The organism is Streptomyces sp. CB00316, assembly GCF_001905595.1.
In the GTDB taxonomy this organism is placed as follows: domain Bacteria; phylum Actinomycetota; class Actinomycetes; order Streptomycetales; family Streptomycetaceae; genus Streptomyces.
Map to the genome: position 1 here is coordinate 18,171 of NZ_LIXI01000012.1, position 26,530 is coordinate 44,700.

The following is a 26,530-nucleotide window of genomic DNA, read 5'->3' on the forward strand; positions in this document are numbered from 1 at the left end:
GTACGTTCTGGATGCAGTGGTGCCGCTGCCAGGGGAAACTGCCCGAAAGGACGTCGGCCGCAGGAGGGCAGCGATGGTACGGCGGTGGGTGCCGGCGCCGGTCCTCGGCGGGCTGTGGTGGTGGGCGGTGCTGCGGCTGGTGCTCCAGCCGGAGCAGGCCGGTGTGGTGGAGGGTGCGGTAGCGGCGGGCGGCTGGGGGCTGAGCCTGCTGCCGGTCCACGTGGCGTCGGGGCTCTCCGGGGGTGCGTCGGGGGGTGCGGAGGTGCCGGTCGGGCGCGCGGGGCCGGGGGAGCGGGTTTCACGGGCCGGGCAGGGGCGGCCTGGGTCGGCTCCTGGGCGTTTTGCGGCGGGGCTCACCAGGGCATGGCGGCGCCGCCGTTCGGGCGGAGGATCCGGCCGGTCATGACGGCCGACGCGTCGGACGCCAGGTGCAGGACGGTGTGGGCGACGTCCTCGGGTTCGCCGACCCGGCCGAGGGGAGAGATCCGGGCCATCGTGGCCTCCGCCCGTTGCTGCTGCCCAGTTCCGTGCCGGTCGGTCATCGGTGTACGGATCCAGCCCGGGGCACCGCGTTCACCCGTATGGCGTGGGGGCCCGGCTCGGTGGCGAGCGTCTTGGTGAGCTGGACCACGGCCGCCTTCGCCGCGCTGTAGCAGAGCAGGCCCGCGCTCGCCAAGTCCACGGCGCCGGACGCCATGGTGACCAGTGACCCGGGTGCGGAGCGGGCGATCATGGAGCGGGCGACCTCCTGACAGGCGTACAGCACCCCCTTGAAATTGACCGCCAGCACCCGGCTCGACATCCTGGTCGCGGTGGCCGGGATCATGCTTCTCCGCAGGCCGGTCTCGTCGCGGTCGGCGCAGTGGACCGTGGCTCCGGCCTCGGCGAGCAGTACGGCGCAGGCCCGGCCGATCCCGCCGGCGGCGCCGGTGACGAATGCGGAGCGGCCCGTGAGGTCGTACGCGTGGTACGCGGAGAGCGGCATGACGGGACCGTACGACTCGATCTGACGGGCCGTCAACTAGTGTGCGGGCCTTGTGCTGGTCAGGGAGTCGGGCCCGATTGGCAGGCCGGGCACCAGTACGTGGGCCGGTCCTCCTGGTCGATCTTCCGGATCGGGGTGCCGCAGCGCAGGCAGGGGCGGCCCCCCCGGCCGTAGACGTAGAGGGGCTCCTGCACCCGAAGGGGCGGGAGCGGCCTCTTCCCGGGAACGGGGGCCGACGGGTCCGGGCGGGGGCGGCGCTCGGCTCGGATGGTGGTGGTGCGGGTGGGGCGTTCGCGGTTGGCGTCGAGGAGGCGGTGGGCCAGGGCGACCAGCCGGGGGAGGGTTCCGTCGGGGAGGGCGCACACGGGGAGCCAGGGGGTGACGCGGGCCAGGAAGCACAGCTCGCATTTGTAGACATTGCCGATGCCCGCGAGATTGCGCTGGTCCAGGAGTGCTTCGCCGAGGGGGCGGTCCGGGGCGGCGAGGAGGCGTTCCACGGCGAGGCCGGGGTTCCAGTCCGGGCCCAGCAGGTCAGGCCCGAGGTGGCCGACGGCCTTGCTCTCCTCGCTGGTGCGCAGCAGTTCGAGGACGGGGAGGCGGTATCCGACGGCGGTGCGGTCGGTGTTGGCCAGGACCGCGCGGATCTGGTGCCCGGGGCCGCCGCGCCAGCGCTCGCCCGGTGCGTAGATCCGCCAGGCCCCGTCCATCCGGAGGTGGCTGTGCAGAGTCAGGCCGCCCTCGACCCGGGTCAGCAGGTGTTTGCCGCGTGCGGTGACGTCAAGGACGGTGCGGCCGCTGAGGTCGGCGGTGGCGAACCGGGGGACGCGCAGGTCAGCGTGGGTCAGGACCCGCCCCGCCAGTGCTGCGTGCAGCCGGGCGGCGGTCTGTAGGACGGTGTCTCCTTCGGGCATACCTCCATGATGGGCCCGCCGGGCCTGTTGGGCTCAGACCCTCAAGCCCTCAGGCGCAGGCCTCTCGGGGTGGCGAGGAACCCGGCCGCCTCCAGGGTCCGGCCCAGCGGCGAGGTGAGGGAGGAGGCCCCGTTGGTCCGCTCCACCGTCAGTGTGCCGAGCGCACCGGCGCGGGCGGACGCGGCCAGAGCCTCGGCCGCCGCCAGGAGAGCTGGGGACTCGGGGTCGGATTGCCAGGCGAGCAGGGACTTGCCGCCACGCTCCATGTAGAGCGTGAGCTCGCCGTCGACGAGGACCACCAGTGCCCCCGCCTTGCGGCCCGGCTTGTGCCCGGCGCCGTCCGGGGACTCCGGCCACGGAAGGGCGGCACCGTACGCGTTGGCCGGGTCGGCCGCGGCGAGCACCAGGGCCTGGGGCGCGGTGCCCGGGTCCCGGCGGTCGCGGGTCCCGGCGGCCGCCCGCACCCGGTCCACCGCCCCGTCCATCGCGAACTGGGCGGCCCCGAGGCCCTCCACCACATAGCCCCGCCGGGCCTGGCCGCTGTCCTCGAAGGCGGCCAGGATGCGGTACGTCGCGGAGAAGCCGCCCTCCACACCTTCGGCCTGCACCGCGCCGCGGGTGACCACGCCGTGCCGGTCGAGAAGGGTGCGGGCGAGGGCGTGCGCGCGGTGGGTCGGCTCCGGCTCGCGCGGGGGCAGCAGGGACCAGCGGCCCGAGACCGTCGGGGGGCCGGTGCGGGAGGCGGGGCGGGCGGCCGCGGTGAGGGATCCGTACCGCCCGCGGGGCACGTTGCGTCTGGCCCGGTGGGCGGTGGAGCCCGCCGTCCGGCCGGAGCCGAGGAGGGAGCGCAGCGGGGCGAGGGTGTCGTTGGTCAGCCTGCCCGACCAGGCCAGCTCCCAGAGGGCGTCGGCGAGCTGCTGGTCGGAGCAGTCCGGGTGGGTGGTGGCCCGGACCTGGTCGGCGATCTGCCGGAAGAAGAGGCCGTACCCGCCGGAGAGGGTGGTGAGCAGGGACTCGTGGAGCGCCGACAGCTCCAGCGGGTGCGGCGCGGGGAGGAGGAGGGGGGCGCTGTCGGCGGGATAGAGGGCGAGCCAGCCGTCCTTGCCGGGCAGTGCTCCCGCCCCGGCCCAGACGACCTCGCCCGTGGTCGTCAGCTCGTCGAGCATCGCCGGGGTGTAGCCCATGACCCGGCTCGGCAGGATCAGCTTCTCCAGGGCCGAGGCGGGGACGGGCGCTCCCTGGAGCTGTTCGACGGCGCGGGCCAGCCCGTCGATGCCCCGCAGGCGGTGGGAGCCGAAGTGCTGCCACTGTGGGAGGAAGGAGGCGAGTGCGGCGGGCTCCACCGGCTCCAGCTCCTGGCGGAGCGCGGCCAGGGAACGGCGGCGGAGCCGGCGCAGCACCGTGGCGTCGCACCACTCCTGGCCGATGCCCGCCGGGTGGAACTCACCCTGGACGGTCCGGCCGGAGGCGGCGAGCCGTTGCAGCGCGCCGTCCGTGACAGCCGTGCCGAGGCCGAACCGCTCGGCGGCCCGGGCGGCGGTGAACGGGCCGTGCGTCCGGGCGAAGCGGGCGAGGAGATCGCCGAGGGGGTCCTTCACCGGCTCGGTGAACGCCTCGGGGACCCCGACCGGGAGTGCGGTGCCCAGGGCGTCCCGCAGCCTCCCCGCGTCCTCGATCGCCGCCCAGTGATCCGCTCCGGCGATCCGGACCTGGATGGCCCGGCGGGTCGTGGCCAGCTCCGCGGCCCAGGCGGGCTCGGCGCCCCGCTCGGCCAGCTCGGCGTCGGTCAGGGGGCCGAGCACACGCAGCAGGTCGGCGACGCCTTCGACGTCCTTGATCCGGCGGTCCTCGCTGAGCCACTGGAGCTCCCGCTCCAACTCGGTGAGGACCTCGGGGTCGAGCAGCTCGCGCAGCTCCGCCTGGCCCAGCAGTTCGGCCAGGAGGTGGGAGTCCAGGGAGAGCGCGGCGGCCCGCCGCTCGGCGAGCGGTGAGTCGCCCTCGTACAGGAACTGGGCGACGTAACCGAAGAGGAGGGAGCGGGCGAACGGGGAGGGCTCCTGAGTGGTGACCTCGACCAGGCGGACCCGGCGCGCCTCCAGGTCACCCATCAGTTCGGTGAGCCCGGGGACGTCGAAGACGTCCTGGAGGCACTCGCGGACGGCTTCGAGGACGATCGGGAACGAACCGAACTCGGAGGCCACCTGGAGCAGCTGCGAGGCGCGCTGGCGCTGCTGCCAGAGCGGGGTGCGCTTGCCGGGGGAGCGGCGGGGCAGCAGCAGGGCGCGGGCGGCGCACTCCCGGAAGCGGGCGGCGAACAGGGCGGAGCCGCCGACCTGGTCGGTGACGATCTGCTGCACCTCGCCCTGGTCGAAGACGACGTCGGTGGCGCCGACCGGGGGCTGCTCGCTGTCGTACGAGAAGGCTCCCGGCGCCGGTCCGGCGCTCTCCGCGTCCCCGGTGGGCGGGGCGTCGAAGTCGAGCAGGTCCAGGCCCATCATGTCCGCGTCGGGGAGCCGCAGCACGATCCCGTCGTCGGCGTGCATGACCTGCGCGTCCATCCCGTACCGCTCCCCGAGGCGGGCGGAGAGGGCGAGTGCCCAGGGGGCGTGCACCTGGGCGCCGAAGGGGGAGTGGACAACGACCCGCCAGTCGCCCAGCTCGTCCCGGAACCGCTCCACCAGGATCGTCCGGTCGTCCGGGACATGGCCGCAGGCCCGGCGCTGCTCGTCCAGGTAGGCCAGGATGTTGTCCGCCGCCCAGGCGTCGAGCCCGGCGGCGAGCAGCCGCAGCCGGGCGTCCTCGTCGGAGAGGCCGCCGATCTCGCGGAGGAAGGCCCCGAGGGCGCGGCCGAGCTCGAGGGGGCGGCCCAGCTGGTCGCCCTTCCAGAACGGCAGCCTCCCCGGAACGCCCGGAGCCGGCGAGACGAGGACCCGGTCGCGGGTGATGTCCTCGATCCGCCAGGACGTGGTGCCCAGGGTGAAGACATCGCCGACTCGGGACTCGTAGACCATCTCCTCGTCCAGCTCTCCGACCCTGCCGCCGCCCTTCTTCGGGTCCGCGCCGGCCAGGAAGACCCCGAAGAGGCCGCGGTCCGGGATGGTGCCGCCCGAGGTGACGGCGAGCCGCTGCGCGCCGGGGCGGCCCGTGACCGTACCGCCGACCCGGTCCCAGACGACCCGGGGGCGCAGCTCCGCGAAGGCGTCGGAGGGATAGCGTCCGGCGAGCATGTCGAGAACGGCGGTGAACGCCGACTCGGGGAGCGAGGCGAACGGGGCGGCCCGGCGGACCAAGGCGAGCAGGTCGTCCGCCTGCCAGCTGTCGAGCGCCACCATGGCGACCAGCTGCTGGGCGAGCACGTCCAGCGGGTTGGACGGGATGCGCAGCGCCTCGATCGCCCCGGTCCGCATCCGCTCGGTGACGACGGCGGCCTGCACCAGGTCGCCGCGGTACTTCGGGAAGACCACGCCGGTGGAGACCGCGCCCACCTGGTGCCCGGCCCGGCCCACCCGCTGGAGACCGGAAGCGACGGAGGGCGGGGACTCGACCTGGACCACCAGGTCGACCGCGCCCATGTCGATGCCGAGCTCCAGGCTGGAGGTGGCCACCACGGCGGGCAGCCTCCCCGCCTTCAGGTCCTCCTCCACCTGGGCCCGCTGTTCCTTGGAGACCGAGCCGTGGTGCGCGCGGGCCAGCAGCGCGGGGGCGCCCCGGGCCGCGCCGGACTGGGCCATGACCTCGGCGGGGGCGTGCGCCTCCGGCAGCTCGGGAGCGGGGCTGTCCGGGTCGAAGGCGGTGCCGGTGGCCCGCTCGTACGCGATCTCGTTCAGCCGGTTGCACAGGCGCTCCGCCAGCCGGCGCGAGTTGGCGAAGACGATGGTGGAGCGGTGCGACTGGACGAGGTCGGCGATGCGCTCCTCGACATGCGGCCAGATCGAGGGCTTCTCCGCCTGGGCGCCGTCCCCGTCGGTGGCGGGCGAACCGCCCAGCTCGCCCAGATCCTCGACCGGGACGACCACCGAGAGATCGAACTCCTTGGTGGAGGGCGGCTGGACGATCTCCACCTTGCGCTGCGGCGACAGGAACCGGGCGACCTCATCGACCGGCCGGACCGTCGCGGAGAGCCCGACCCGGCGGGCGGGCCGGGGCAGCAGCTCGTCCAGGCGCTCCAGGGAGAGCGCGAGATGGGCGCCGCGCTTCGTACCGGCGACCGCGTGCACCTCGTCGAGGATCACCGTCTCGACGCCCGCCAGCGCGTCCCGGGCGGAGGACGTGAGCATCAGGAACAGTGATTCGGGTGTGGTGATCAGGATGTCCGGCGGCCTGGTCACCATGGAACGCCGCTCGGCGGGCGGGGTGTCACCGGAACGGATGCCCACCCGCACCTCCGGCTCCGGAAGGCCGAGTCGCACCGACTCCTGGCGGATGCCGGTCAGCGGGGAGCGCAGATTGCGCTCCACGTCGACCGCGAGCGCTTTGAGGGGGGACACGTACAGCACGCGGCAGCGCTTCTTCGCCTCGGCGGGCGGCGGACCGGCGGCCAGCCGGTCCAGCGAGGCGAGGAACGCGGCCAGCGTCTTGCCGGAGCCGGTCGGCGCGACCACCAGCACATCGCTGCCCTCGCCGATGGCCCGCCAGGCACCCTCCTGCGCGGCAGTGGGCGCGCTGAAGGCACCGGCGAACCAGCTGCGGGTCGCGGGAGAGAAGGCGTCGAGAGCGGAGCCGGTCATGTCCCCCATCGTGCACCCCGCCACTGACAACGGGCCCGCGACACAGTCCGGAGCCGCCCCTCACCCTGCGGCGCACCGCCCGGAACTGCGAGAATGTGGCCATGGCGGGAGCGGATCGGGCGAAGGAGTGGGCACGGCACTGGACGTACGCGGAGCTACCGGACCTCGATCTCCTGCGCGCCCGGTACGTCCGCCACACCTTCCCCCGGCACAGCCACGAGGGGTACGTGTTCGGCGCGGTCACCCGGGGCGTCGAGGACGTGGGGCTGCCGGGCGGGCTGGTGCACGCGGTCCCCGGCACCGTCGTGATGATCAACCCGGAGGTGCCGCACACCGCTCGCCCGGGACAGCCCGAGGGCTGGACGTACGACACGCTCTACCCCTCCGCCCAGGTGATCAACGACATCGCGGCCGAGGTGACGCCCTTGCGCGGCACGGTGGGGTTCGGCGAGACGCGGGTGACCGACCCGTACGCGGCCCGGCTGATCAGCCAGGTGCACCGGGCCGCGGAGGAGGGCAACGCGCTGGCGGCCGACAGTCTGCTGCGGGTCCTGGTGGTCCGCCTGCTCACCCGGCACGGCAGTTCGCTCCCCGGCGTGACACCCCGGGCCGGGGGCGCGCGGGACGCTGAGCGCGCCCGCCGCGCGCTGGAGGGGCGGATGGACGCGCCGCCCACCCTGGAGACGCTCGCCGCCGAGCTGGGCACCAGCCCGTTCGCGCTGCTGAGGGCCTTCAAGAAGGAGTACGGGATGCCGCCCCACACCTGGCTCACCGACGCCCGGGTGCGGCGGGCCCGTCGCCTCCTCGACGCGGGCATCGCCCCCGCCGAGGCCGCGGTCGCCGTCGGCTTCACCGACCAGCCGCACCTCAACCGGCACTTCACCCGGATCGTGGGGGTGCCGCCCGGCGCGTACCAGCGCGAGCGGGGTGTGTACCGGCGCGGGCGGGATGTGTCGTAGGAGTGCGGGAAGTGCTTTAGGAGTGCGGGACGTGGCCTGGAGGTGGTGCGAGCGCGCAAGAACGTACAAGACCGGGCCCTGACCGTGCCCGTAACGTGCGGCGCGTGGCAGAACAGACAGCACCCCCAGAGAGCACCGGCGCGATCGGTGCCCCATCCGCCGGGCCGCCCGGCCCGACGGCGCCCGGCGCCCTGCCGGGCGGACCGACCGGCACCTCACCGCACAAGCCCGACGCGGCCGTCGTCCGGGACGCGCTCGCCGTCGGCATCGCCGTCGGGCTCTCCGGTTTCGCCTTCGGCGTCACCGCCGCCGGCTCCGGGCTCAGCCTGCTCCAGATCTGTGCCCTGAGCCTCTTCGTCTTCACCGGCGCCTCGCAGTTCGCACTGGTCGGTGCGCTGGCCGCCGGCGGCAACCCGTACACCGCGGCGGCCGGAGCGTTCTTCCTGGGCGTCCGCAACGCCTTCTACGGTCTGCGGCTCTCCCAACTGCTGGCCCTTCCGCGCGCGCTGCGCCCCTTCGCCGCCCACTGGGTGATCGACGAGACGACCGCGGTCACCGTGGCCCAGCCCGACCGGCGGTCCGCGCGTCTGGGATTCACCGTCACCGGGCTCACCCTCTACGTGCTGTGGAACCTCACCACCCTGGTGGGTGCGATGGGAGCCGAGGCGCTGGGCGACACCGAGGCCTGGGGCCTGGACGCGGCGAGTCCGGCCGTCTTCCTCGCCCTGCTCGCACCGATGCTCAAGAGCACCACCGAACGCGTCACCGCGGGTCTCGCCGTGCTGCTGGCCCTGACGCTGCTGCCCGTTCTGCCGGCCGGCGTGCCGGTCCTGCTGTCCGCGCTCGCGGCCCCCGTCGTCCTCTTTCTGATGGGACGGCGCAAGCGGGGACCCGGCACGGCGACGCGGGGGAAGACCACGGAGAAGGGCGGGCGGGACGCATGAACGTCTGGATAGCCATCGGTCTGACCGCGGCGGGCTGCTACCTCGCCAAGTACGCGGGCCTGCTGGTCCCGGCGGGGGTGCTGGAGCGACCGCTCGTGCGGCGGATGGCGGTCCTGCTGCCCGTGGCGCTGCTGGCGGCCCTCACCGCTCAGCAGACCTTCGGCGACGGGCAGCAGCTCGTCCTGGACGCCCGGGCCGCCGGCCTCGCCGCCGCAGCGCTCGCGCTGGTCCTGCGCGCCCCCTTCCTGGTGGTCGTCGGCGCGGCCGTGGTCGTCACGGCGGGCGTCCGCGCCTTGGGGTGAGCGAGGCTCCGGTCAGCCCGGGTGACGGCCGTAGGCCCGTAACGTCTCCAGGGCCCTGAGCGTCACCAGGGGCCGCCCCTCCAGGGCGGTGCCCGGTGCCCATTGCCGCCAGTTCACCGGCCAGCCGCCGTCCTCCTGCTGCTCGGCCGCCAGACGGTCGAGCGAGCGCTCCAGCTCCTCGTCGGTGAACCAGCGGCGGGCCAGTGAGCCGGGCGTACGGGCGTAGTCGTGCGGGAAGTGGTGCTCGCCGGGCGCGTAGCCCGGCGCCACCGGGTACTCCCCCCGCCGGGCCGGATCGAGCACCGCGAGCCCCTGCCCGCGCACCAGTCGGCCGAGCCGGTCCGCCGCCCGCTCGGCGCGGACCCGGTCCGGCACCCCGTCCAGGAAGGCGATCGCGGCCTCGATCTCGTAGGGGTGCGAGTGCTCCAGGGCGTCGACGGCGTTCCAGCAGAAGTCCGTCGCCCGGAACAGCCAGGCGTGCCACACCTCGTTGCGGTGCAGCAGTCCGACGATCGGACCGGTCGCGAGCAGTTCGGCCGGCGGGTCGTCGACCACGGGGACGAACGGTGCTGCGGGATATCCACGCTGGGAAGGGAGCAGCGCGGGAAGCGCCCCTTCTTTGGTCGACACGTCGCTCAGATAGCGGCAGATCCGCTCCACCCGCAGGCCGTCGCAGCGGCCGATGGAGTCGAGGACGCTGAGTGCGTGGGCGGTGTGCAGCGGCTGGCTGACCGGACCGCGAAGATCGGGTTCCAGCGCGTGGGCGTAGCCGCCGTCATCGTTGCGGTAGGCGGCGAGGGCCGTCTCGACCGGGTTCGGGTCGCCGTCGAGGAAGCGGTGGGCGAACCTCCGCTGTTCGAGGACGCGGGCGGTGAGCCAGATGAAGTGCTCGGCTCGGACGAGGTGATGTGCTCCGGTTCCAGCCATGGACCGACGGTAGAGGGGAAAAGAGCCCCGGCACATGCCCGGCGGACCGGCTGCACTCTCAGGAGCGCGATACTGAGGGCATGCGGTTGACGATTTTCTGGGAGCGGATGGCGGACCACTTCGGTGCCGTGTACGCGGACTCCTTCGCCCGTGACCATGTGATGGCCGAACTCGGCGGACGCACGGTGCATCAGGCGCTGGACACGGGCTGGGCCGCGAAGGACGTCTGGCGCGCGGTCTGTACGTCTATGGACGTCCCCGCGGAGAAGCGCTGATGCCCGCGGGCGTCCGCGCCGCCGAGCGCTGACCTCGGCGCCGGTGCCCCGGGCGGGGGACCGGCTGTCGGTGGCGTAGGCGAGACTTGTCCCGTGTCATCGACAGACGAGACCGTTCTGGCCCAGCCGTCCGACGCCCCGCCCGCCGGGCCCCCCGCGCCACCGTCCGGTCCGGGGCCCGCCCGCATGCCGGGCTGGCTGCCGCGCGCGATGGTCCTGGCGCTGGCGCTCTACGCCTGCCTCCAGCTCGGCAGCTGGGCGTTCGACCAGGTCATCGGGTTGCTGAACAATGTGCTGATCGCCTTCTTCCTCGCGCTCGCCATCGAGCCCGCGGTGGGCCGGATGTCGGCCCGCGGGATGCGCCGGGGCCTGGCCACGTTCCTCGTCTTCATCGGCTTGATGATCTTCAGCGCCGGGTTCGTCGTCCTCCTGGGGTCGATGCTGGCCGGCCAGATCTTGGACATGGTCGACGACTTCCCCCAGTACATCGACTCGGTGATCAGCTGGGTCAACCAGACCTTCCGCACCGAGCTCTCGCGGGTCCAGGTCCAGGACAGCCTTCTGCACTCCGACTGGCTGCAGAAGTACGTCCAGAACAGCGCCACGGGGGTGCTCGACGTCTCCACCACGGTCCTCGGCGGGCTGTTCCGGCTGCTGACGATCTTCCTGTTCTCGTTCTACTTCGCGGCCGACGGCCCCCGGCTGCGCCGCGCGCTCTGCTCCGTACTGCCGCCGGCCCGGCAGACCGAGGTGCTGCGCGCCTGGGAGATCGCGGTCGACAAGACCGGCGGTTACCTCTACTCGCGCGGCCTGATGGCACTGATCTCCGGCGTCGCGCACTACATCCTGCTGGTCGTCCTCGGCGTGCCCTACGCTCCGGCGCTCGCGGTCTGGGTGGGGCTCGTCTCGCAGTTCATCCCCACCATCGGTACGTATCTGGCGGGCGCCCTGCCGATGCTGATCGCCTTCACGGTCAACCCCTGGTACGCGCTGTGGGTGCTGGGATTCGTCGTGGTCTATCAGCAGTTCGAGAACTACGTCCTCCAGCCCAAGCTGACCGCCAAGACCGTCGACATCCACCCGGCGGTCGCGTTCGGTTCGGTGGTCGCGGGGACGGCCCTGCTGGGAGCCGTCGGCGCGCTGATCGCCATCCCCGCCGTCGCCACGCTCCAGGCGTTCCTGGGGGCCTATGTGAAGCGGTACGACGTCACCGACGACCCCCGGGTGCACGGCGCCCCCCCACCGAGGCGCGGGGAACCTGTCCTCTCCCGGATACGCCGGGCGCTGGGCGGACCCGGCAGGCCGGGCGGCGGGGCGGCCGGACAGACCTGAGTCAGAGGTACGAGGGGTGCGTCACCCGGTGCCGGAAGGTGTGCCAGGTCCACGCCTGGGCGGCGACCAGCAGCGGGCAGAACGCGAGCAGGACGGGGAGGAGCAGGGTGAGCGTCGCCCGGTCCGCGGCGCGCGCCGCCGGATGGAGTGCCGGGCCCGTAGCGGGGGGCGAAGGGCGGCGGACCTGCGGCGACGGGTTCCGCACGGGCCCGCTCGTCGTGGCCGAGCCCCGTCTCCACCGGCCCGGGACGCGCGTGTCGCAGGAGCAGCCATCCGTTGAGGACGGCCAGCGCCGCGAAGAGCACGGTGAAGGTGATCAGTGAGGCGAGCATGGTTCCGGGGGAGTGGCCGGAGACGGCGTCCTCGATCTTCAGCAGCCCGTACACCACCCAGGGCTGGCGGCCGGCCTCCCGGAAGACCCAGCCGCTGATCATCGCCAGGTAGGGCAGCGGTACGGCGGTCAGCGGTAGCCCGTGACATCGGCGGGCAGCCCCCGGTCCTGTACCTCGGTCAGATACCGCCAGGCGTCGGGCCGGCTTCCGTCGGTGTCGGTGAAGCCGTACACCTGGGCGAGCTGTCCGCTGGAGAGTGACCGGCCGTTCCAGCGAGCCACGTCCGGGTCGCGGGCGAGGGCGGCGACGGCCCGGCCCACATAGGCGGGGGACTCGGAGATCGCGAAGTGCGGCGCGTGCGCGATCGCGTCGCGCCAGGTGGCCTCGGTGACGCCATGGGCCTGGAGCATCGCCTCGGAGCGCAGCCAGCCGGGGGTGAGCGCCACGGCGGTCGCACCGTGCGGTGCGAGCTCATGGGCCAGCGCGAAGGCCATCCGGTTCACGGCGGCCTTCGCGAGGTCGTAGAAGAAGGAGACGCGGTAGTTGTCCGTGTTGTACTCGTCCGTCCCGTCGGTCATCTCGACGACCAGGCCGCCCGGGGTCTCGATCAGCAGCGGCAGCGCGAAGTGACTGGTGATGGCGTGCGTGTCGACCGCCAGTCGCAGGGTGTGCAGGCCGGTGTCGAGGGAGGACTCCCAGACCGACTTGTTCCACTCGATCTCGGCGCCCCAGATGTCGTTCACCAGGATGTGCAGGGCTCCCTGCTCGCCGGAGACGCGGGCGACGAGCGCGCTGACCTGGTCGGGGACCAGATGGTCGACCTGGACGGCGATCCCACGGCCGCCCGCCGCGTCGACCAGGGCCGCGGTCTCCTCGATCGTCTCGGGCCGGTCCATCTCGGAGCGCTCGGAGCCGCTCGTACGCCCGGTGACGTAGACGGTCGCCCCGGCGGCGCCGAGCTGTACGGCGATCCCGCGGCCCGCTCCGCGGGTGCCTCCGGCGACGAGCGCCACCCGTCCGGCGAGATCGGAGTCCGTAACAGCTGCGCTGTCCGGTGCAGGGGAGCTGTCGGACGTGGGGGAGCTGTCCGGTACAGGGGAACTGTCCGGCGTTTCCGGTGTCGAAGAGGGTCCCATATCGCCCTAATTTAGGGCACCTGTTTCCTCAGGGCCCGAGCTGCGAGCCGATCTGGGTACGGGACGACACCCCCAGCTTCCGCAGGGCACGCGCCACGTGGTGCTCCACCGTCCGGTGCGAGAGGACCAGCTCGCGTGCGATCTCGCGGTTCGAGAGGCCGAGCGAGACCAGCCGGGCCACCGCCCGCTCCCGGGGCGAGAGATGGTCGCCGTACCCCAGGGCGCCGGGCCTGCGGACGGTGACCTGGCCGTGTTCCCGCAGCCCGCGCTGACAGCGCAGCACATCCCATACGGCGTCGATGTCCTGGTAAGCCGCGATGGCCTCGTGCAGCACCGCGCGCCCGCCCCGAGCACCGGCGGCCAGTAGCCGCAGCCCCCATGCCTCCCTGACGTACGCGGCCTCATAGGGCCGTTCCAGAGCCGCCCAGGCGTCCGCGGCGGCCGCGTACAGGGCGTCGGACCCGCCGGCCCCGGTCTGCGGGCCGGTCGTCGCGGTGAGCAGCGCCCGGCAGGTCAGCAGGGCGGCCCGGGCGGCCGGCGCGTCCCGGCGGGCGATGCCGTCGGCCAGCTCCGTGGCGAGGTGGTGGGCCTCCCCGTCCCGCCCGTCCCGGATCAGCGCCTGGACGGCCGGCGGTGCGAGGGCCGTCGCCCACACCCACGCACCGGTACGGCGGAGGTGGTGCAGCACCCCCTCCACCGCCTGGACGGCCTGCGCGGGGCGGTCGGCGGCCAGATGGACCCGCACCACGGCGGCCGCGGCGGAGGTCAGCACGATGCCGGTGTCCAGCGCGGTCGTGCGGACGGCCCGCTCCAGGAGGCGACGCGCCACATCGGTCTGCCCCTTGGTGTGCAGGCGCAGCAGCCCGCAGACCAGTAGGGTCTCCGCGTGGAAGTCGGGCACGTCCTGGTACTGCTCCTCGGCGCGTTCGGCCCGCTCCAGCAGCCCCGCCCACCGGCCGCTCGTGAAGGCGGCGAGCATGTCCGTGGTCTCGACGAACGCTTCGAGGTACGGGGCGTGGTTCGTCCGGACGGCCTGCCACGCCCGGGCCTGGAAGGCGCGGGCGCGTTCCGGATGGCCGAGGGCGGTCGCGGCGCCCGCCAGATTGGCGTGCACCCTCGCCGCCGCCTCGACGGTGAGGGCCTCGGGCAGATCGGCCACCGCGTCCCACGCCGACGGGTCGCCCATCAGGGCCAGGGCGGTGGCGCGGTTGGCCAGCACGGCCGAGCGCAGGTCCTGCTCGTCGACCTGGGGCAGCAGCCGCTCCGCCTCGGCCAGCAGCCGCCGGTGCTCACCGACCGGCCACCCTTTGAGGGAGGGGATCGCGATGATCGCCAGCGCCCGTGCGGCCTGTCCCGTCGACACGGCGAGAAGATCGGGAACGGCACGCGCTATCTCCTCCAGTGCCTCAAGACCGGAACCCGACTGGTTGCGCAGCAACAGCCCCAAAAGCAGCCGGATCTCGCCGCTCGGCCCGGGGCCGAGGGAGCACTGGCCGAGCACGTTGCGCAGGGCGGCGGGCACCTGTGGGCCGGTGCGGGCGTTCAGCGCGACGCGGGCCAGCTTCAGCGCGACCCGGTCGCGGACAACGGCGGAGGGTCCCCCATGCAGGGCGTCGAGATAGCGGTCCGTGGCCGTACCGGCGTCCCCGCCCCGGGCGGCGCGGTCCGCGGCCGCCTCCAGACATCGCACCGCCTGGGTGCGGAGGCCGGCGCACCGGTAGTGCTCGGCGACCCGCACCAGAGGGAGGGGGCCGCCGTGCCGCGCGAGGGCGCGGGCCGCGCGCAGGTGCAGTACGGGCCGCTCCGGTTCGGCGACCGCCTCGTACGCGGCTCTGCGCGCCAGTTCGTAAGGGAAGGCGTAGGTGCCGTCCCCAGCCCGTACGACGCCTTCTTTCAAAGCCGCGGCGAGCGCACGGCGGGTCTCCTGCTCGTCCAGCCCCGCGACCGCCCCCAGTAGGTGTACGGGCGCGGGGTCACCGAGAACCGCTGCCGCGGCGACCACCCGCCGCGCGTCCGAAGGAAGGCGACGCAGCCGCTCCACCAGCGGACGGCGTACGGACGCGGGCAGGGGAGGTTCCGGCTGCCCGGTCGTCCGGGCAGGGCACGCCGTGGCGTCGGACCACTCCCGCAGCACCTCTTCGATCACGTGGGGGAGGCCGCCGGTCCACCGGTGCAGACGGTCGGCGAACTCCTCGGGCACCGCCCGCGCGCCGAGCAGCCCGGCGGCCATCGCGCCCGTCTCCGCCACCGAGAGCGGTGCGAGGTGCCGTTCGACCACCACCGCATGGGCCGGTGGGCGCAGCGGGAAGGGGAGCCCGCCACCTCCCTCCGCGTCGGTGTGGGGAAGGGTGTCGCTGCGTGCGGTGAGCACGAGTCCCAGGTCCGGCGGCGGGTCGGAGACGACCGCACGGAGAAAGGCGATCGTGCCTTCGTCGGCCCACTGGAGGTCCTGCACGGCCAGAACCACCCTCCCCAGGGACGCGGTCAACGCGCACAGGGCCCGCAGGACGCGGTGCGCTCCGGCGCGCGGATCGTCCGCGGGGGGCGGTACGGGCGGCAGGAGGTCTGCGACCTCGGGCAGCAGCCCGCGCAGTGCCCCGGTCACCGGTGACAGCTCTTCCGGACGGGGCCGGCAGCGGCTCAGCGCCTCGATGAGCGGTGCGTACGGGAAGGGGGCGTCCGACTCCTGACAGCGGACGGCCAGGGTGGGGGTGTCCGACGACCGTGTCCGCGCGAGTAGTTCGCGGACCAGTCGGCTCTTACCCACCCCCGCCTCACCGGTGATCACCACGACGGAGGGCCGACGGCCGAGCACCGGGCGAAGGTCGTCCAGGAGCGCGGAACGCCCGGTCAGGGCCGCGTGGAGAGGGATCGTCGGGTCGGCGTTCACGGCTTCCTTCCGCACCCGTGGGCAGCATGGGCATGACGGGCGGGCGGATTCGCCCCGGCCGCCCGGCGGCCTCGTGATGGTTCTCCGCGCATGATGGCCCTTCGCGAGGGTGGTGAAAAGGGGAGCGACGCCCGCGGCGCGTGTGCGGGCGCCGCAGACGTCACTCCCCGTCCGGCCGTGAGGTTCGCGGAGAGGTCTCACGGCCGGGTGCGCCGGGATCCACCAGGGTTCGGGACCGTGGATCACCGGCAGTTCGGTGGGGGTGATACCGACGCCGGGCGGTCAGAACCTCAGCGACCAGGAGTTCAGCGTGCCGGTGTCGTTGACCCAGTTGTCGCTCACCCGCAGCTTCCAGGTCCCGGCGGCGGGCTTGGAGGCGGCGTTCACGGTGAAGTTCCCGCGGACGTCGTCGGCGCTGTCGTTGGCGTTGTAGTCCTTGAGTCGGAAGACACCGCCGTCGGGGGCGACGAGGTCGACCCGCAGGTCACCGCGGAAGGTGTGGCGGATGTCGACCGCGACGGAGAGCGTCGCGGGTGCGTTGCCCGCGATACCGCTCACGGTGACCGGGGACTCGACGGTCGCGTTGTCGCGGATCGGGTAGGCGGTGGTGTTCTCGAAGGTCTTGCCGGTGGGCGGAGGCGTGGTGCCGTCGTTCGGGACGTACAGCAGGCGGTTGGGCGAACCGGTCTTCGCGTCGGTGACCTTGTTCGGGGTGGCGTCGGCGATCAGCCGGTCGTGGACCTGCTCGGGCGTCCAGGACGGGTTGGCGGAGAGGATGAGGGCCGCCGCGCCCGCCACGTGCGGGGAGGCCATGGAGGTGCCGCCGTCGGAGCGGGAGCCGGTGTCGTTGAGGTGGGAGGCGGAGACGATGTCGGAGCCGGGGCCGAACAGGTCCAGGCAGGTGCCGTGGTTGGAGGACTTGCCGCTCGGCCAGATCGACCGGGCGTCGCGGCTGTCGGTGGCGCCGACCGTCACCGCGCTCGGCACGGCCGCCGGGGAGGTGTTGCAGGCGTTGGCGCCGTCGTTGCCCGCGGCGACGACGTAGGTGACGCCGGAGGCGATCGACTTGGCCAGTGCGTCGTCGACCGATGCGGTCCGCCCGCCGCCGATGCTCATGTTGGCGACCGCCGGCTTGACCGCGTTCTTCGTCACCCAGTCGATGCCGGCCAGCACCGGCGCCCAGGTGGAGCCGGAGGAGCCCTGGCAGTTGAGGACCCGTACGCCCACCAGCTTCACCGCTTTGGCGACGCCGTACGCCGCGCCGCCGACCGTGCCCGCCACATGGGTGCCGTGGCCGTTGCAGTCCTGGGCGACGGAGTCGTTGTCTATGAAGTCGTAGCCGCTGACCGCCCGGCCGCCGAACTCCTGGTGCGAGGTGCGTATCCCGGTGTCGAGGACATAGGCCGTCACGTTGGAGGCGGTGTCGGGGTACGTGAACTTCCGGTCACCCGGCAGGTCACGCTGGTCGATGCGGTCCAGGCCCCAGGTCGGGTCGCTCTGGGTGCCCAGGGCGTACGCGACTCCGTCGGCCTCCACCCGGGCGACGGAGGGGTCGGCGGCCAGCCGCCGGGCCTGCGCCTCGTCCACCTTCACGGAGAAGCCGCGCAGGGCGGCGGTGTAGGTGTGGCCGATCCTTCCGCCGTGCCGTCCGGCGAGGGATCTCGCCGTCCTGTCCACGTCGGCCCGCGCCACCGAGGCCTTGAACGTGACGATGTACGAGCCCTTCACCGCCCCGGCCCGGTCGGCGCCCAGGATGCGGCCTTCGGAGGGCGGGGGTGTGGGTGCCGCCCCGGCCGTTCCGGCGCCGGCGATCAGTGCGCCGACGGCACACGCGGCAGCGGCGACACGCCACACCGCAGCTTGAGACACCATGCGATTCCTCCTGAGGGGTTGGCCCGGACCGGCTCCGGCCCGGGCTGGGCCCGCGCACGGCGAATACCGGGCACGGGCGAAGGAAGGGGCACGGCGGAGGCTCCGGACGATGCGACGTCGGCCTCGTACGGCGGATGCCGAACTTGGGGGGCCGGCAGATGCACGAGGGGCGGAGCCACCGCCGCCTCAGGAAGAATCGATCCATGGGGGCAGGTCGAACAATGCGTAGGTGTACCCAACCGTTCCGGCCGCCCGGGCCCGGCGTGGCGATAGGTTCTGCTCGCGAGAACGCCATCGTGACGAGCCGCCGGGCAGGGAAATTCATGAACCGGGGATCTGGGGAGAACGGGCTGCGCTGGATAGCGGGCGCCTACGACATCAGCTTCACCTTCACGCTCGGCGAGGGGCTCTCACCGGAGGAACCGCTGCGCAGCGTGGGTGCCGAGGAACGGCACGTCGTCCCGCTGACCCGCTCCGCGGCGTACGAACTGCTGGTCAGGGACGAAGGCGACCACCTCAGCGACCTCGACTACCTGGACTGGGAGGATGAGGCGGAGGTGGCCCGGCTGACGAGCGCGGGCTTCCTGCCCGCTCCGCCGGAGAGCATCGAGCGGACTCGGTGGCGGGCTGGGCGTACGCGCTGGAGGAGTTCAGCTGCCATACGGGCACCTACATCGCGGCGCTGTCCGAGCGGGGGCCGGGCGTTCGCCGTGCATCGCAACGCGAAAGGCTTCAGCCGTGTCGACTACGGCCTCCACGGCAAGGCCATGACGTGCTTCGAGCCGGGCCTGCCCCACCTGAGGGACGGTGTCCCGGCTGAGGCCGCGCTCGGCTTCGTCCACCATGGCCCCGGGGCGGGCGACGTGGCGTTCCTGCGGCTCCTGGAGGACGAGCTCGGCATCTACCTCCCCTACGAGGAGACGCGGGCCGAGCTGTCGGCGGCGGCGATCACCGAGGCCGCCCGGGGATGATCACTGACGCTGCCCGGGGACAGCGAGGCGTATCCCGGCCTGCCGGGGCCCGCGTGGTGCGCTTGACACCAAAATCGAACATCCATTCTCATGGATTTCGGCCGGGTTTTTCCGGGCCCGACCGTGGAGTTGTCCACAGGCCGGGAGGACGTCGAGGCCCATTGTCAGTGGCAGGGGTTAGCGTCTTTGACGTGAAGCGATCGACTCAAGCAAATCGGGTGGAACCCATGGCAGGAACCGACCGCGAGAAGGCGCTGGACGCCGCACTCGCACAGATTGAACGACAGTTCGGCAAGGGCGCGGTGATGCGTCTCGGTGAGCGGCCGAACGAGCCCATCGAGGTCATCCCGACGGGATCGACCGCCCTCGACGTCGCGCTCGGCGTCGGCGGTCTGCCGCGTGGCCGTGTGGTGGAGGTGTACGGGCCGGAGTCCTCCGGTAAGACGACGTTGACGCTGCACGCCGTGGCGAACGCGCAGAAGCTCGGCGGTTCGGTGGCGTTCATCGACGCCGAGCACGCGCTGGACCCGGAATACGCCAAGAAGCTCGGCGTCGACATCGACAACCTGATCCTGTCCCAGCCGGACAACGGTGAGCAGGCGCTCGAGATCGTCGACATGCTGGTCCGTTCCGGCGCCCTGGACCTGATCGTGATCGACTCCGTCGCGGCCCTGGTGCCCCGTGCGGAGATCGAGGGCGAAATGGGTGACTCGCACGTGGGTCTGCAGGCCCGTCTGATGAGCCAGGCCCTCCGCAAGATCACCAGCGCGCTCAACCAGTCCAAGACCACAGCGATCTTCATCAACCAGCTGCGCGAGAAGATCGGTGTGATGTTCGGTTCGCCGGAGACCACGACCGGTGGCCGGGCGCTGAAGTTCTACGCCTCGGTGCGCCTGGACATCCGCCGGATCGAGACGCTGAAGGACGGCACCGACGCGGTCGGCAACCGGACCCGCGTCAAGGTCGTCAAGAACAAGGTCGCCCCGCCGTTCAAGCAGGCCGAGTTCGACATCCTCTACGGCCAGGGCATCAGCCGTGAGGGCGGCCTGATCGACATGGGCGTGGAGCACGGCTTCGTCCGCAAGGCCGGCGCCTGGTACACGTACGAGGGCGACCAGCTCGGCCAGGGCAAGGAGAACGCCCGCAACTTCCTCAAGGACAACCCCGACCTCGCCGACGAGATCGAGAAGAAGATCCTCGAGAAGCTCGGCGTCGGTGTCCGGCCGGATGCCGAGTCCGCCGAGCCGGGTACGGAAGGAGCGGCGACCGCGGGAGCGACGGCCGACGGTGCGGCGAAGCCGATGACCGCTGCCGCGGCCACCAAGGCGAAGCCGGCCAAGACCGCGGCGGCCAAGAGCTAGGCCGTGACACGTCGTACGGAGTGGCCGGGAGGCCCCGCCGAGCCCGGAGACGGCCCCGAATTCGCCGGCGGACCCACGGACGGGTCCGCCTACGAGCCGGGGACCGACCGCGGGGCGCGGTCCGGGCGCCGCTCACGCGGGGGAGCGGACGCGGACGCCGGGTTCGGCGAAGGCGCGGGCCGGCGTGCCCGCTCCGGCACCAGGAGCAGCGGCTCCCCTTCCTCGTCGAGGGCCGAGCGGGGGGAGCCGCGTGATCAGCGGGACAAGGGGGAGCCGCGCGACCCGGTCGAGCAGGCGCGCAACATTTGTCTGCGCCTGCTCACCGGGACGCCGAGAACGCGCAAGCAGCTCGCGGATGCCCTGCGCAAGCGGGAGATCCCGGACGAGGCCGCCGAGGAAGTCCTCGCGCGCTTCGAGGACGTCGGGTTGATCGACGACGCGGCCTTCGCCGGGGCATGGGTGGAGTCCCGGCACCACGGTCGGGGGCTCGCCCGCCGCGCCCTCGTCCGCGAGCTGCGCACCAAGGGCGTCGACTCCTCCGTGATCGACGAGGCGGTCGGCCGGCTCGACGCCGATCAGGAGGAGGAGACGGCGCGGGAGCTGGTGGCCCGCAAGCTCCGTTCCACCCGCGGCCTGGACCGCGACAAGCGGCTGCGCCGCCTCGCGGGCATGCTCGCCCGCAAGGGATACGGGGAGGGCATGGCCCTGCGGGTGGTGCGCCAGGCGCTGGAGGAGGAGGGCGAGGACACGGAAGGGCTGGACGAGCCTTTCTGAGAGGACTCCCTGAGAGACCTCCTGAGAGGAGCGGCCGTTCCGAGGCGAGCGGGGGCGGGGGGCGGGGGCAGGGGCCGTCGGCCGGTCAGTGTCCGGCTGCGGCCGCTCGGCGGGCGGCCGCGTCGACGAGGGCCAGGGCCTCCGCGGCGGTGCGGCCCGGCGCGCGGTTCCACGGGCCGATCAGCCCGGGCCATCCCTGGGAGCGGAGCTCGGTGATCAGCCAGGCGCCGGCCCGGTCCACGGTGGTGGGGGAGCCGTAGCCGAGCCGGTGCGCGGTGAGGAGCGCGCCACAGACACAGCGGGCTCCACGGGCGTTGCGCAGCCGGTACGGGGTGTTCTGCCAGCCCCACTCGGCCAGGATCTGCCGTGCGTAGCCGAGGTGGACGGAGGGCCTCAGATCTCCCTGGCCGACCCGCCGCCAGGCGTGGACACGATCGGGCAGGACCGCCCCCAGCCGGCCGGGGAGCGGGCGCTCGGGCGGAGGCGCCGCCGGCAGCGTCCGCAGTGCGTCGTCGATGAGCCGGTCCACGGGGACGGAGAGCAGACTCCGCCAGTCGGAAGGCCGTCGGCCCGGTGCCGGTGCCGGTGCCGGCGCGGATGCCGGGGGCTGAGCGCGGGCCGGTTCCGTACGCTCCGCCGGGCGCGGCCCGGGTTCGGGGGCGGTGAGCTCCCACCCCGAGACGATGCTCTGCCATGCCTGTGTGTCGTGCAGCTGGGACGCCTGGGCGTCCAACTGGTCGGGTGTGAGAACAGGGATCGCCATAAGTGTGTCATCTCCGTACATTTCGCCTCTGTGTGAAGCGAATGTCGGTCGCGCACGGCGATGGCTCCACCGGAGTGTGGCGTTCGGGTGTGCCCCGCCCGGAGATCAGACACGAGTGAGGGAGGGGGGCGGCCACGTCACGCCCGTGGCCGCCCCCTCCCTCACCAGCTCGGCATCAGCCGCCGGCGGCGCCCGGAGTGACGGGGAGGCCCGCCTCGCGCCATGCCTGGAAGCCTCCGATCAGATCGGTGGTCCGGTGCAGCCCGAGTTGCCGCAGCGACGCCACCGCGAGGCTCGACGCGTAGCCCTCGTTGCAGATGACGACCACCGGGAGCTCGTGGCTCACCGCTTCGGCGGCGCGGTGGCTGCCCTGCGGATCGAGTCGCCACTCCAGCTCGTTGCGCTCCACGACCAGCGCGCCGGGGATGAGCCCGTCCCGGTCCCGGAGGGCCGCGTACCGGATGTCCACCAGCAGCGCCCCGTCCGTCGCCGCCGCGGCCGCCTCCTGCGGGCCGATCCGGTCGTAACCGGCCCGGGCCCGCTCCAGCAGCTCATCGATGCCCACCCGCTCCTCGGCGGCCGCCCCGTCGCCGCTCACTGCCAGTCCTCCGGGCGCTCGGTCTGCTCCAGGCGGAGCACCGCGCCGGTGCGGCTGAACCGGCGGATCCGCGGCAGCGGCGGGTAGTACGCGTGGACGGAGACGGCATGCACGCTGTCGGACTCGTTGAGGACCTCGTGCACGTGGTTCTGTCCGAAGGCCCGTCCCTGACCGGCCGCCAGCTCCCGTGACCGGTCCACCCCTTCGTTCAGCTCCAGGGTCTTCCAGCCGTCGGTGGGCAGCCGTACGGCCAGCGAGTGCTCCTTGAGGGTGCCGGAGGCGGTGGTGAAGGCGCCGACCGAGTCGGCGTGGTCGTGCCAGCCCGTCCCGGCCCCCGGCGGCCAGCCGATCAGCCAGGCCTCGCTGCCACCGGGCCCGTCGAGCCGGACCCAGGTGCGGCCCTCCGGATCGAGTGGCAGGGAGGCGATGAGCGCCGCGTCCTCGGCGGCGCGGCGCACGAAGTCGAGCAGCTCGGCGACCGTCGGTCCGGAGGAGCCGGCACGGGCCGAGCCGACCCGCGCGGAGACAGCGGGAGCGGAGGCCACAGCGGCGCCAGGAGAAGCGGAAGCGGCGGTCGCCGGCGCGGTGGCGGGAGAAGGTACGGAAGCAGCCGTGGGCACGGCAGGCGAGAGGGAAGACACAGGGACCGTCCTGGAAGTTCGCGCGAGGTCCCGGCCGTGCGGAAAAGCGGCACGGACCGGCAGAGGAAGGCGATTCAGCAGGACGGGCGACACACGCAGCCCGCGTAACGGAGGAGGTCCATATGGACCCTCCGCCACAGGCGCACATCGGTGTCGGTCATGATCTGGAGTACACCATGTGCGCCCGTGACGGTCAACGGATCCTGGCGGTCCGGTCGGCGTGAACCCGCTCGCGAGGCCCCGGCGCGCGCGCCGCCCCCCGCTCGTCATCGCCGCTCTCCCCGCCTCCGGCCCCTGGCGCTCCGCCCAGCGCCGCCCGCGCCGCGGCGAACAGCTCCGCGGGCCGGACGCCGGCGAAGGCGGCCACCAGGTGGCCGTCGGGACGGACCAGCAGAACGGTGTGGGCCGAGGCGCCCGGATAGCTCTCCGTCACCAGCAGTTCCGCCGGGGACGGCAGCGCCTCCACGGCCTCCACCAAGCGCGGCATGATGCCGGCGGTCAGCCAGTGCCGCCGGTCCCACACGCCCGTGCCGGGCGCCACAAGGATCACCAGCGGATGCCCCTGCCCGAGCCGCTCGCGCAGCCGTACGGCCGTCCCGTCCGGTGCCGTCACCCGTACATCGGCGACCGGCGCACCGGGGGGCGTACCCACCGCGGTGTGCGCCTCCGCGTGCGGTGGTGCAAGGGGGGAGTGCGAGTACGAAGGGGGCGCACCGAGGGCTCCACGGCCCAGGTGCCCGTCGGCGAGCAGGGTGTCGTGGCCGCGGACCGTGCCCGGTACGAGGGTCCGCAGTCCTCCGCCGCCCCGCAGTATCGGCAGGGACTGGTCGGCGGCGCGCAGCCGGGCGGCGACCGCTGCCCGGCGCTCTGCCTGGTAGCTGTCGAGCAGGAGGTCGCCGCCGCGGTGGTGCCAGGCGTGGGCGAGCTTCCAGGCCAGGTTCTCGGCGTCCCGGATCCCCTCGTCCAGCCCCTGGGTGCCGAGCGCCCCCAGCAGATGTGCCGCGTCGCCCGCCAGGAAGGCCCGCTGCACGCGCCAGCGCCGGGCGAGGCGGTGGTGGAGCGTGTGGACGCCGGTGTCGAGCAGCTCGTACGCCGGGGTCTCGCCGCACCAGCCGGCCAGGGTGTCCCGGATACGGGTGATCAGGGCGTCCGGGGTGACCAGTTCGCCGCGCGGCGGGAGCAGCCAGTCCAGCCGCCAGACCCCGTCGGGCAGCGGCCGCGCACCGACCTCGGCACCCCCGCCGCCCCACGGCGGCTGCCGGTGCAGCACGGCCTCGCCCGGCCAGGGCAGCTCGGCCCGGAGCGCGGCGACGGCGTGCCGTTCCACCGCCGTACGACCGGGAAACCTGATGTCCAGGAGCTTGCGCACGGTCGAACGGGCACCGTCGCAGCCGACCAGATAGCTGCCGCGCCACCAGGCCGTATCGGACCCCTTGGTGTGCACCGTGACGCCGTCCCGGTCCTGCTCCAGGGTGTCGATGCGGCTCAGCGGTACCAGCTTCACCAGCGGCGCCGCCGCGACCGCCGCGCGCAGGGCGGAGGCCAGCGCGTGCTGCGGAACGTGCAGAGGGGCCGGGAGGGACGCCACGCCCTGGCCACCGGCGGCACCGGCGTCACCGAAGTCTCGGACGTCTCCGGAGTCTCCGGTGTCATGGGAGGCATCGGGCCCCGCGCCCAGCGGCACGTCGCGGACCAGCTGCTTCCGGCGCATCGAACGCCACCCGCTCCACCGCAGCCCGTCCTTCTCCAGGTGGGCGGCGCCTAGGCGTTCCACCAGGTCGGCGGTGTCCTCACGCAGCACGACCGTGCGGGCGAGACGGACTTCCTCGGTGCCCGGCCCCTCGTCCAAAAGCACGCACGGGACGCCCTGGGCGGCGAGGGCCAGCGACAGCGTCAGACCGACGGGTCCGGCGCCGACGACGATCACCGGGTCCACGGCGCGTCTCCTCCGGCCCGTACGGTCATGCGGAACGTGGCAGTGGAAGCCGGGTGCGTGATCACAGAACGTATGCAACCCACTGGGGGTGCTTGCGTCAAGTGACCGAGGCAGCGACGCGTGTGCCGCTGCCTCGAATGCTTCTGCCGGGAAAGACCGAGGAGAGTCAGTCCTTCGTCACTCCGGCCCCACCGGCACCGTCGATCCCGGTGCCTGCGCCCCCTGCGCCCCCTGCTCCCTCAGCGGTCGGGCCGAACGTGCCGGCCGTCGCGTCGATGGTTCCGGGGGCCTGGACGGCCGGCGCCACCGCGATGCCGGTCTTGGCGCGGCGGCCGCGCTTCTCGATCCAGGTCGCCAGCGACGAGAGCAGCAGACACAGCGCGATGTAGATCGTGCCGATGACGGCGATCGTCGAGACGTACGGGTACTGCCCGTTCACCTGCGTGTTGGAGGCGATCAGACGCGCGGTCTGGAGCAGCTCCGGGTACAGGATGATGAAGCCGAGCGAGGTGTCCTTGAGGGTCACCACGAGCTGGCTGATGATCGTCGGCAACATCGACCGGACGGCCTGCGGCATCAGGACGGTGACCATGACCTGGGTCTTGCGCATACCGAGCGCGTACGCGGCCTCGCTCTGGCCCCGGGGGACGGCGTTGACGCCGGCGCGCAGCACCTCGGCCTGGACGCAGCCGTTGTAGATGGACAGGCCCGCCGCCAGCGCCCACATCGAGTGGTCCGTGAGGAAGCCGACCCAGATGGCGTAGATCGTGATCAGCAGCGGAAGCGAGCGGAACAGCTCGATGAAGGTGGTCGCGGCCCAGCGGACCGGCTTGTGGTCGGAGAGGCGCCCCACCGCGAGCACCACACCGAGGACGAGCGAGCCGACCGCGGCCAGGCCGAACGCCTTGAGCGTGGCGACGAGGGCGTCGGCGATGTTCTGCCGGATGCCCGCGTAGTTGAAGATGTCCCACATCTCGGGGGCCAGGTGGCCCTTGTCGGCGAGCCGCAGCAGGCTGACGGCGATCAGCGCGGCGATGGCGAGGGCGCCGAGGACGGCGTAGATCCGGTTGCGGACGAGAGCCTTGGGGCCCGGGGCGTCGTAGAGAACGCTGGCGCTCATCGGGCGACCTCCATGCGACGCTCCAGCAGCCGGAAGAGGCCGCTGATGGTAAACGTGACGACCAGGTAGCCGAGGGCCACCCAGATGAAGACGGGGACGATGTCGTAACCCTTGTCGCTCATCAGTTTCTGCCAGCCGAACAGCTCGGCGTTGCTGAAGGCGCCGGCGATCGCGGAGTTCTTGGTGAGCGCGATGAAGATGCTGCTCATCGGCGGGATGACGGTCCGCGTCGCCTGGGGGAGCACCACGATGCGCAGCGTCTGGGCGAACGTCATGCCGATCGAGCGCGCGGCCTCGGCCTGGCCCAGCGGCACGGTGTTGATGCCGGAGCGGACCGCCTCGCAGACGAACGAGGAGGTGTAGAAGCCGAGGGCGAGCGAGCCGAGCACGAAGGGGCTCATCCCCGGGAAGAGGATCTCCGGGACGACGAAGAAGAAGATCAGGAAGAGCAGCGTCAGCGGGGTGTTGCGCATCAGCGTCACCCAGGCGGTGCCGAAGTACCGCAGCGGCGGCACCGGCGAGACCCGGAAGCCGGCGATGACGACGCCGAGCACCAGGGCGATTACCGAGCTGACGGCGGTGATCGACACGGTTCCTATGAAGCCGTCGCGGAACTCTGGGAAATTGTCGAGCAGTACGTTCATGAGGTCTCCGCGTCGGCGGTCAGCGGCATCAGGGCAGGGGAAGGGGCGCCCCGTACCCCGCCCCGCCCCTGCGGGGCAGCGGCGGCGTACGGGACGCCTCCTGAGTCACACGCGGTACGTCAGTGACGGG

23 protein-coding genes and 2 pseudogenes are annotated in these 26,530 nt (G+C 73.0%); 9 read left to right on the forward strand and 16 right to left on the reverse strand.

Annotated elements, in window-relative coordinates; all coding sequences use genetic code 11:
- Window positions 1-73 precede the first annotated feature (73 nt).
- Window positions 74-406 (forward strand): hypothetical protein, encoded by a 333-nt coding sequence (locus tag AMK21_RS36380; protein WP_073882131.1) that lies wholly within the window; start codon window positions 74-76, stop codon window positions 404-406.
- Here AMK21_RS36380 and AMK21_RS28935 read toward each other — a convergent pair.
- The 3 genes and pseudogenes from AMK21_RS28935 to AMK21_RS28945 form a co-directional block, all read right to left on the reverse strand.
- A pseudogene (locus AMK21_RS28935) lies at window positions 354-985 on the reverse strand (SDR family NAD(P)-dependent oxidoreductase). The gene AMK21_RS36380 and the pseudogene AMK21_RS28935 overlap by 53 nt on opposite strands.
- A 59-nt stretch (window positions 986-1,044) precedes the next feature.
- A complete protein-coding gene (locus AMK21_RS28940; RefSeq protein ID WP_073882132.1) occupies window positions 1,045-1,896 on the reverse strand; it encodes an Fpg/Nei family DNA glycosylase in 852 nt (283 codons plus the stop codon).
- Window positions 1,897-1,937: 41 nt separating this feature from the next.
- On the reverse strand, window positions 1,938-6,623 hold the full coding sequence (locus AMK21_RS28945) for a DEAD/DEAH box helicase (RefSeq protein ID WP_073882133.1): 4,686 nt from the start codon (window positions 6,621-6,623) through the stop codon (window positions 1,938-1,940).
- A gap of 101 nt (window positions 6,624-6,724) precedes the next feature.
- Between AMK21_RS28945 and AMK21_RS28950 the strand changes: the two genes are divergently transcribed.
- The 3 genes from AMK21_RS28950 to AMK21_RS28960 all read left to right on the forward strand — a co-directional run bounded on the left by AMK21_RS28950 (window position 6,725) and on the right by AMK21_RS28960 (window position 8,828).
- Window positions 6,725-7,582, forward strand: coding sequence for an AraC family transcriptional regulator (locus AMK21_RS28950; RefSeq protein ID WP_073882134.1), 858 nt, complete (start codon window positions 6,725-6,727; stop codon window positions 7,580-7,582).
- Window positions 7,583-7,686: 104 nt separating this feature from the next.
- Entirely contained in the window at window positions 7,687-8,526 is an 840-nt protein-coding gene (locus tag AMK21_RS28955) for an AzlC family ABC transporter permease (protein WP_073882268.1), read from the forward strand.
- A complete protein-coding gene (locus AMK21_RS28960; RefSeq protein ID WP_018516352.1) occupies window positions 8,523-8,828 on the forward strand; it encodes an AzlD domain-containing protein in 306 nt (101 codons plus the stop codon). Before AMK21_RS28955 ends, AMK21_RS28960 begins: the two co-directional genes overlap by 4 nt.
- A gap of 12 nt (window positions 8,829-8,840) precedes the next feature.
- Here AMK21_RS28960 and AMK21_RS28965 read toward each other — a convergent pair whose 3' ends face one another.
- Window positions 8,841-9,755 (reverse strand): hypothetical protein, encoded by a 915-nt coding sequence (locus tag AMK21_RS28965; protein WP_073882135.1) that lies wholly within the window; start codon window positions 9,753-9,755, stop codon window positions 8,841-8,843.
- 80 nt (window positions 9,756-9,835) lie between these two features.
- Between AMK21_RS28965 and AMK21_RS28970 the strand changes: the two genes are divergently transcribed.
- On the forward strand, window positions 9,836-10,030 hold the full coding sequence (locus AMK21_RS28970; RefSeq protein WP_073882136.1) for a DUF3046 domain-containing protein: 195 nt from the start codon (window positions 9,836-9,838) through the stop codon (window positions 10,028-10,030).
- Between the two features lie 186 nt (window positions 10,031-10,216).
- The gene (locus AMK21_RS28975; RefSeq protein ID WP_073882137.1) at window positions 10,217-11,362 is read left to right on the forward strand and encodes an AI-2E family transporter; all 1,146 of its coding nucleotides are present in this window, start codon (window positions 10,217-10,219) and stop codon (window positions 11,360-11,362) included.
- A gap of 1 nt (window position 11,363) precedes the next feature.
- On the opposite strand, the gene AMK21_RS28980 is transcribed toward AMK21_RS28975, so the two are convergent.
- From AMK21_RS28980 to AMK21_RS29000, 5 genes and pseudogenes are all read right to left on the reverse strand, one after another.
- Complete coding sequence (locus AMK21_RS28980; protein WP_234422078.1) at window positions 11,364-11,567, reverse strand: hypothetical protein; 204 nt, start codon at window positions 11,565-11,567, stop codon at window positions 11,364-11,366.
- A 94-nt stretch (window positions 11,568-11,661) separates the two neighbouring features.
- Window positions 11,662-11,796: pseudogene (locus AMK21_RS28985) on the reverse strand (cytochrome ubiquinol oxidase subunit I); the annotation flags it as partial.
- A gap of 26 nt (window positions 11,797-11,822) precedes the next feature.
- Window positions 11,823-12,707, reverse strand: a complete 885-nt coding sequence (locus AMK21_RS28990; protein WP_234422072.1) for an SDR family oxidoreductase — start codon at window positions 12,705-12,707, stop codon at window positions 11,823-11,825.
- A 151-nt stretch (window positions 12,708-12,858) separates the two neighbouring features.
- Complete coding sequence (locus AMK21_RS28995) at window positions 12,859-15,720, reverse strand: ATP-binding protein (RefSeq protein ID WP_073882139.1); 2,862 nt, start codon at window positions 15,718-15,720, stop codon at window positions 12,859-12,861.
- Between the two features lie 282 nt (window positions 15,721-16,002).
- The gene (locus AMK21_RS29000; RefSeq protein WP_073882140.1) at window positions 16,003-17,592 is read right to left on the reverse strand and encodes a S8 family peptidase; all 1,590 of its coding nucleotides are present in this window, start codon (window positions 17,590-17,592) and stop codon (window positions 16,003-16,005) included.
- A gap of 323 nt (window positions 17,593-17,915) precedes the next feature.
- Between AMK21_RS29000 and AMK21_RS29005 the strand changes: the two genes are divergently transcribed.
- From AMK21_RS29005 to recX, 3 genes are all read left to right on the forward strand, one after another.
- Entirely contained in the window at window positions 17,916-18,563 is a 648-nt protein-coding gene (locus AMK21_RS29005; RefSeq protein ID WP_234422073.1) for a hypothetical protein, read from the forward strand.
- Between the two features lie 227 nt (window positions 18,564-18,790).
- Window positions 18,791-19,924, forward strand: coding sequence for a recombinase RecA (recA, locus tag AMK21_RS29010; protein ID WP_073882141.1), 1,134 nt, complete (start codon window positions 18,791-18,793; stop codon window positions 19,922-19,924).
- 3 nt (window positions 19,925-19,927) lie between these two features.
- Window positions 19,928-20,698 carry a recombination regulator RecX gene (gene recX / locus AMK21_RS29015; RefSeq protein WP_073882142.1) on the forward strand — a complete coding sequence of 257 codons (771 nt, stop codon included), beginning with the start codon at window positions 19,928-19,930 and terminating at the stop codon, window positions 20,696-20,698.
- 85 nt (window positions 20,699-20,783) lie between these two features.
- Here recX and AMK21_RS29020 read toward each other — a convergent pair whose 3' ends face one another.
- The 7 genes from AMK21_RS29020 to AMK21_RS29045 all read right to left on the reverse strand — a co-directional run bounded on the left by AMK21_RS29020 (window position 20,784) and on the right by AMK21_RS29045 (window position 26,400).
- The gene (locus AMK21_RS29020) at window positions 20,784-21,461 is read right to left on the reverse strand and encodes a DUF6197 family protein (protein WP_073882143.1); all 678 of its coding nucleotides are present in this window, start codon (window positions 21,459-21,461) and stop codon (window positions 20,784-20,786) included.
- Window positions 21,462-21,636: 175 nt separating this feature from the next.
- Complete coding sequence (locus tag AMK21_RS29025; RefSeq protein WP_073882144.1) at window positions 21,637-22,059, reverse strand: rhodanese-like domain-containing protein; 423 nt, start codon at window positions 22,057-22,059, stop codon at window positions 21,637-21,639.
- Window positions 22,056-22,700, reverse strand: a complete 645-nt coding sequence (locus AMK21_RS29030; RefSeq protein ID WP_073882145.1) for a cysteine dioxygenase — start codon at window positions 22,698-22,700, stop codon at window positions 22,056-22,058. Before AMK21_RS29030 ends, AMK21_RS29025 begins: the two co-directional genes overlap by 4 nt.
- Before the next feature lie 74 nt (window positions 22,701-22,774).
- A complete protein-coding gene (locus AMK21_RS37225) occupies window positions 22,775-22,861 on the reverse strand; it encodes a putative leader peptide (protein ID WP_311307652.1) in 87 nt (28 codons plus the stop codon).
- 32 nt (window positions 22,862-22,893) lie between these two features.
- The gene (locus AMK21_RS29035; RefSeq protein WP_073882146.1) at window positions 22,894-24,636 is read right to left on the reverse strand and encodes an FAD-dependent monooxygenase; all 1,743 of its coding nucleotides are present in this window, start codon (window positions 24,634-24,636) and stop codon (window positions 22,894-22,896) included.
- Between the two features lie 166 nt (window positions 24,637-24,802).
- Entirely contained in the window at window positions 24,803-25,756 is a 954-nt protein-coding gene (locus tag AMK21_RS29040) for an amino acid ABC transporter permease (protein ID WP_073882147.1), read from the reverse strand.
- Window positions 25,753-26,400, reverse strand: coding sequence for an amino acid ABC transporter permease (locus AMK21_RS29045; RefSeq protein ID WP_073882148.1), 648 nt, complete (start codon window positions 26,398-26,400; stop codon window positions 25,753-25,755). The genes AMK21_RS29040 and AMK21_RS29045 overlap by 4 nt, the downstream gene beginning before the upstream one ends.
- Between the last annotated feature and the right edge of the window lie 130 nt (window positions 26,401-26,530).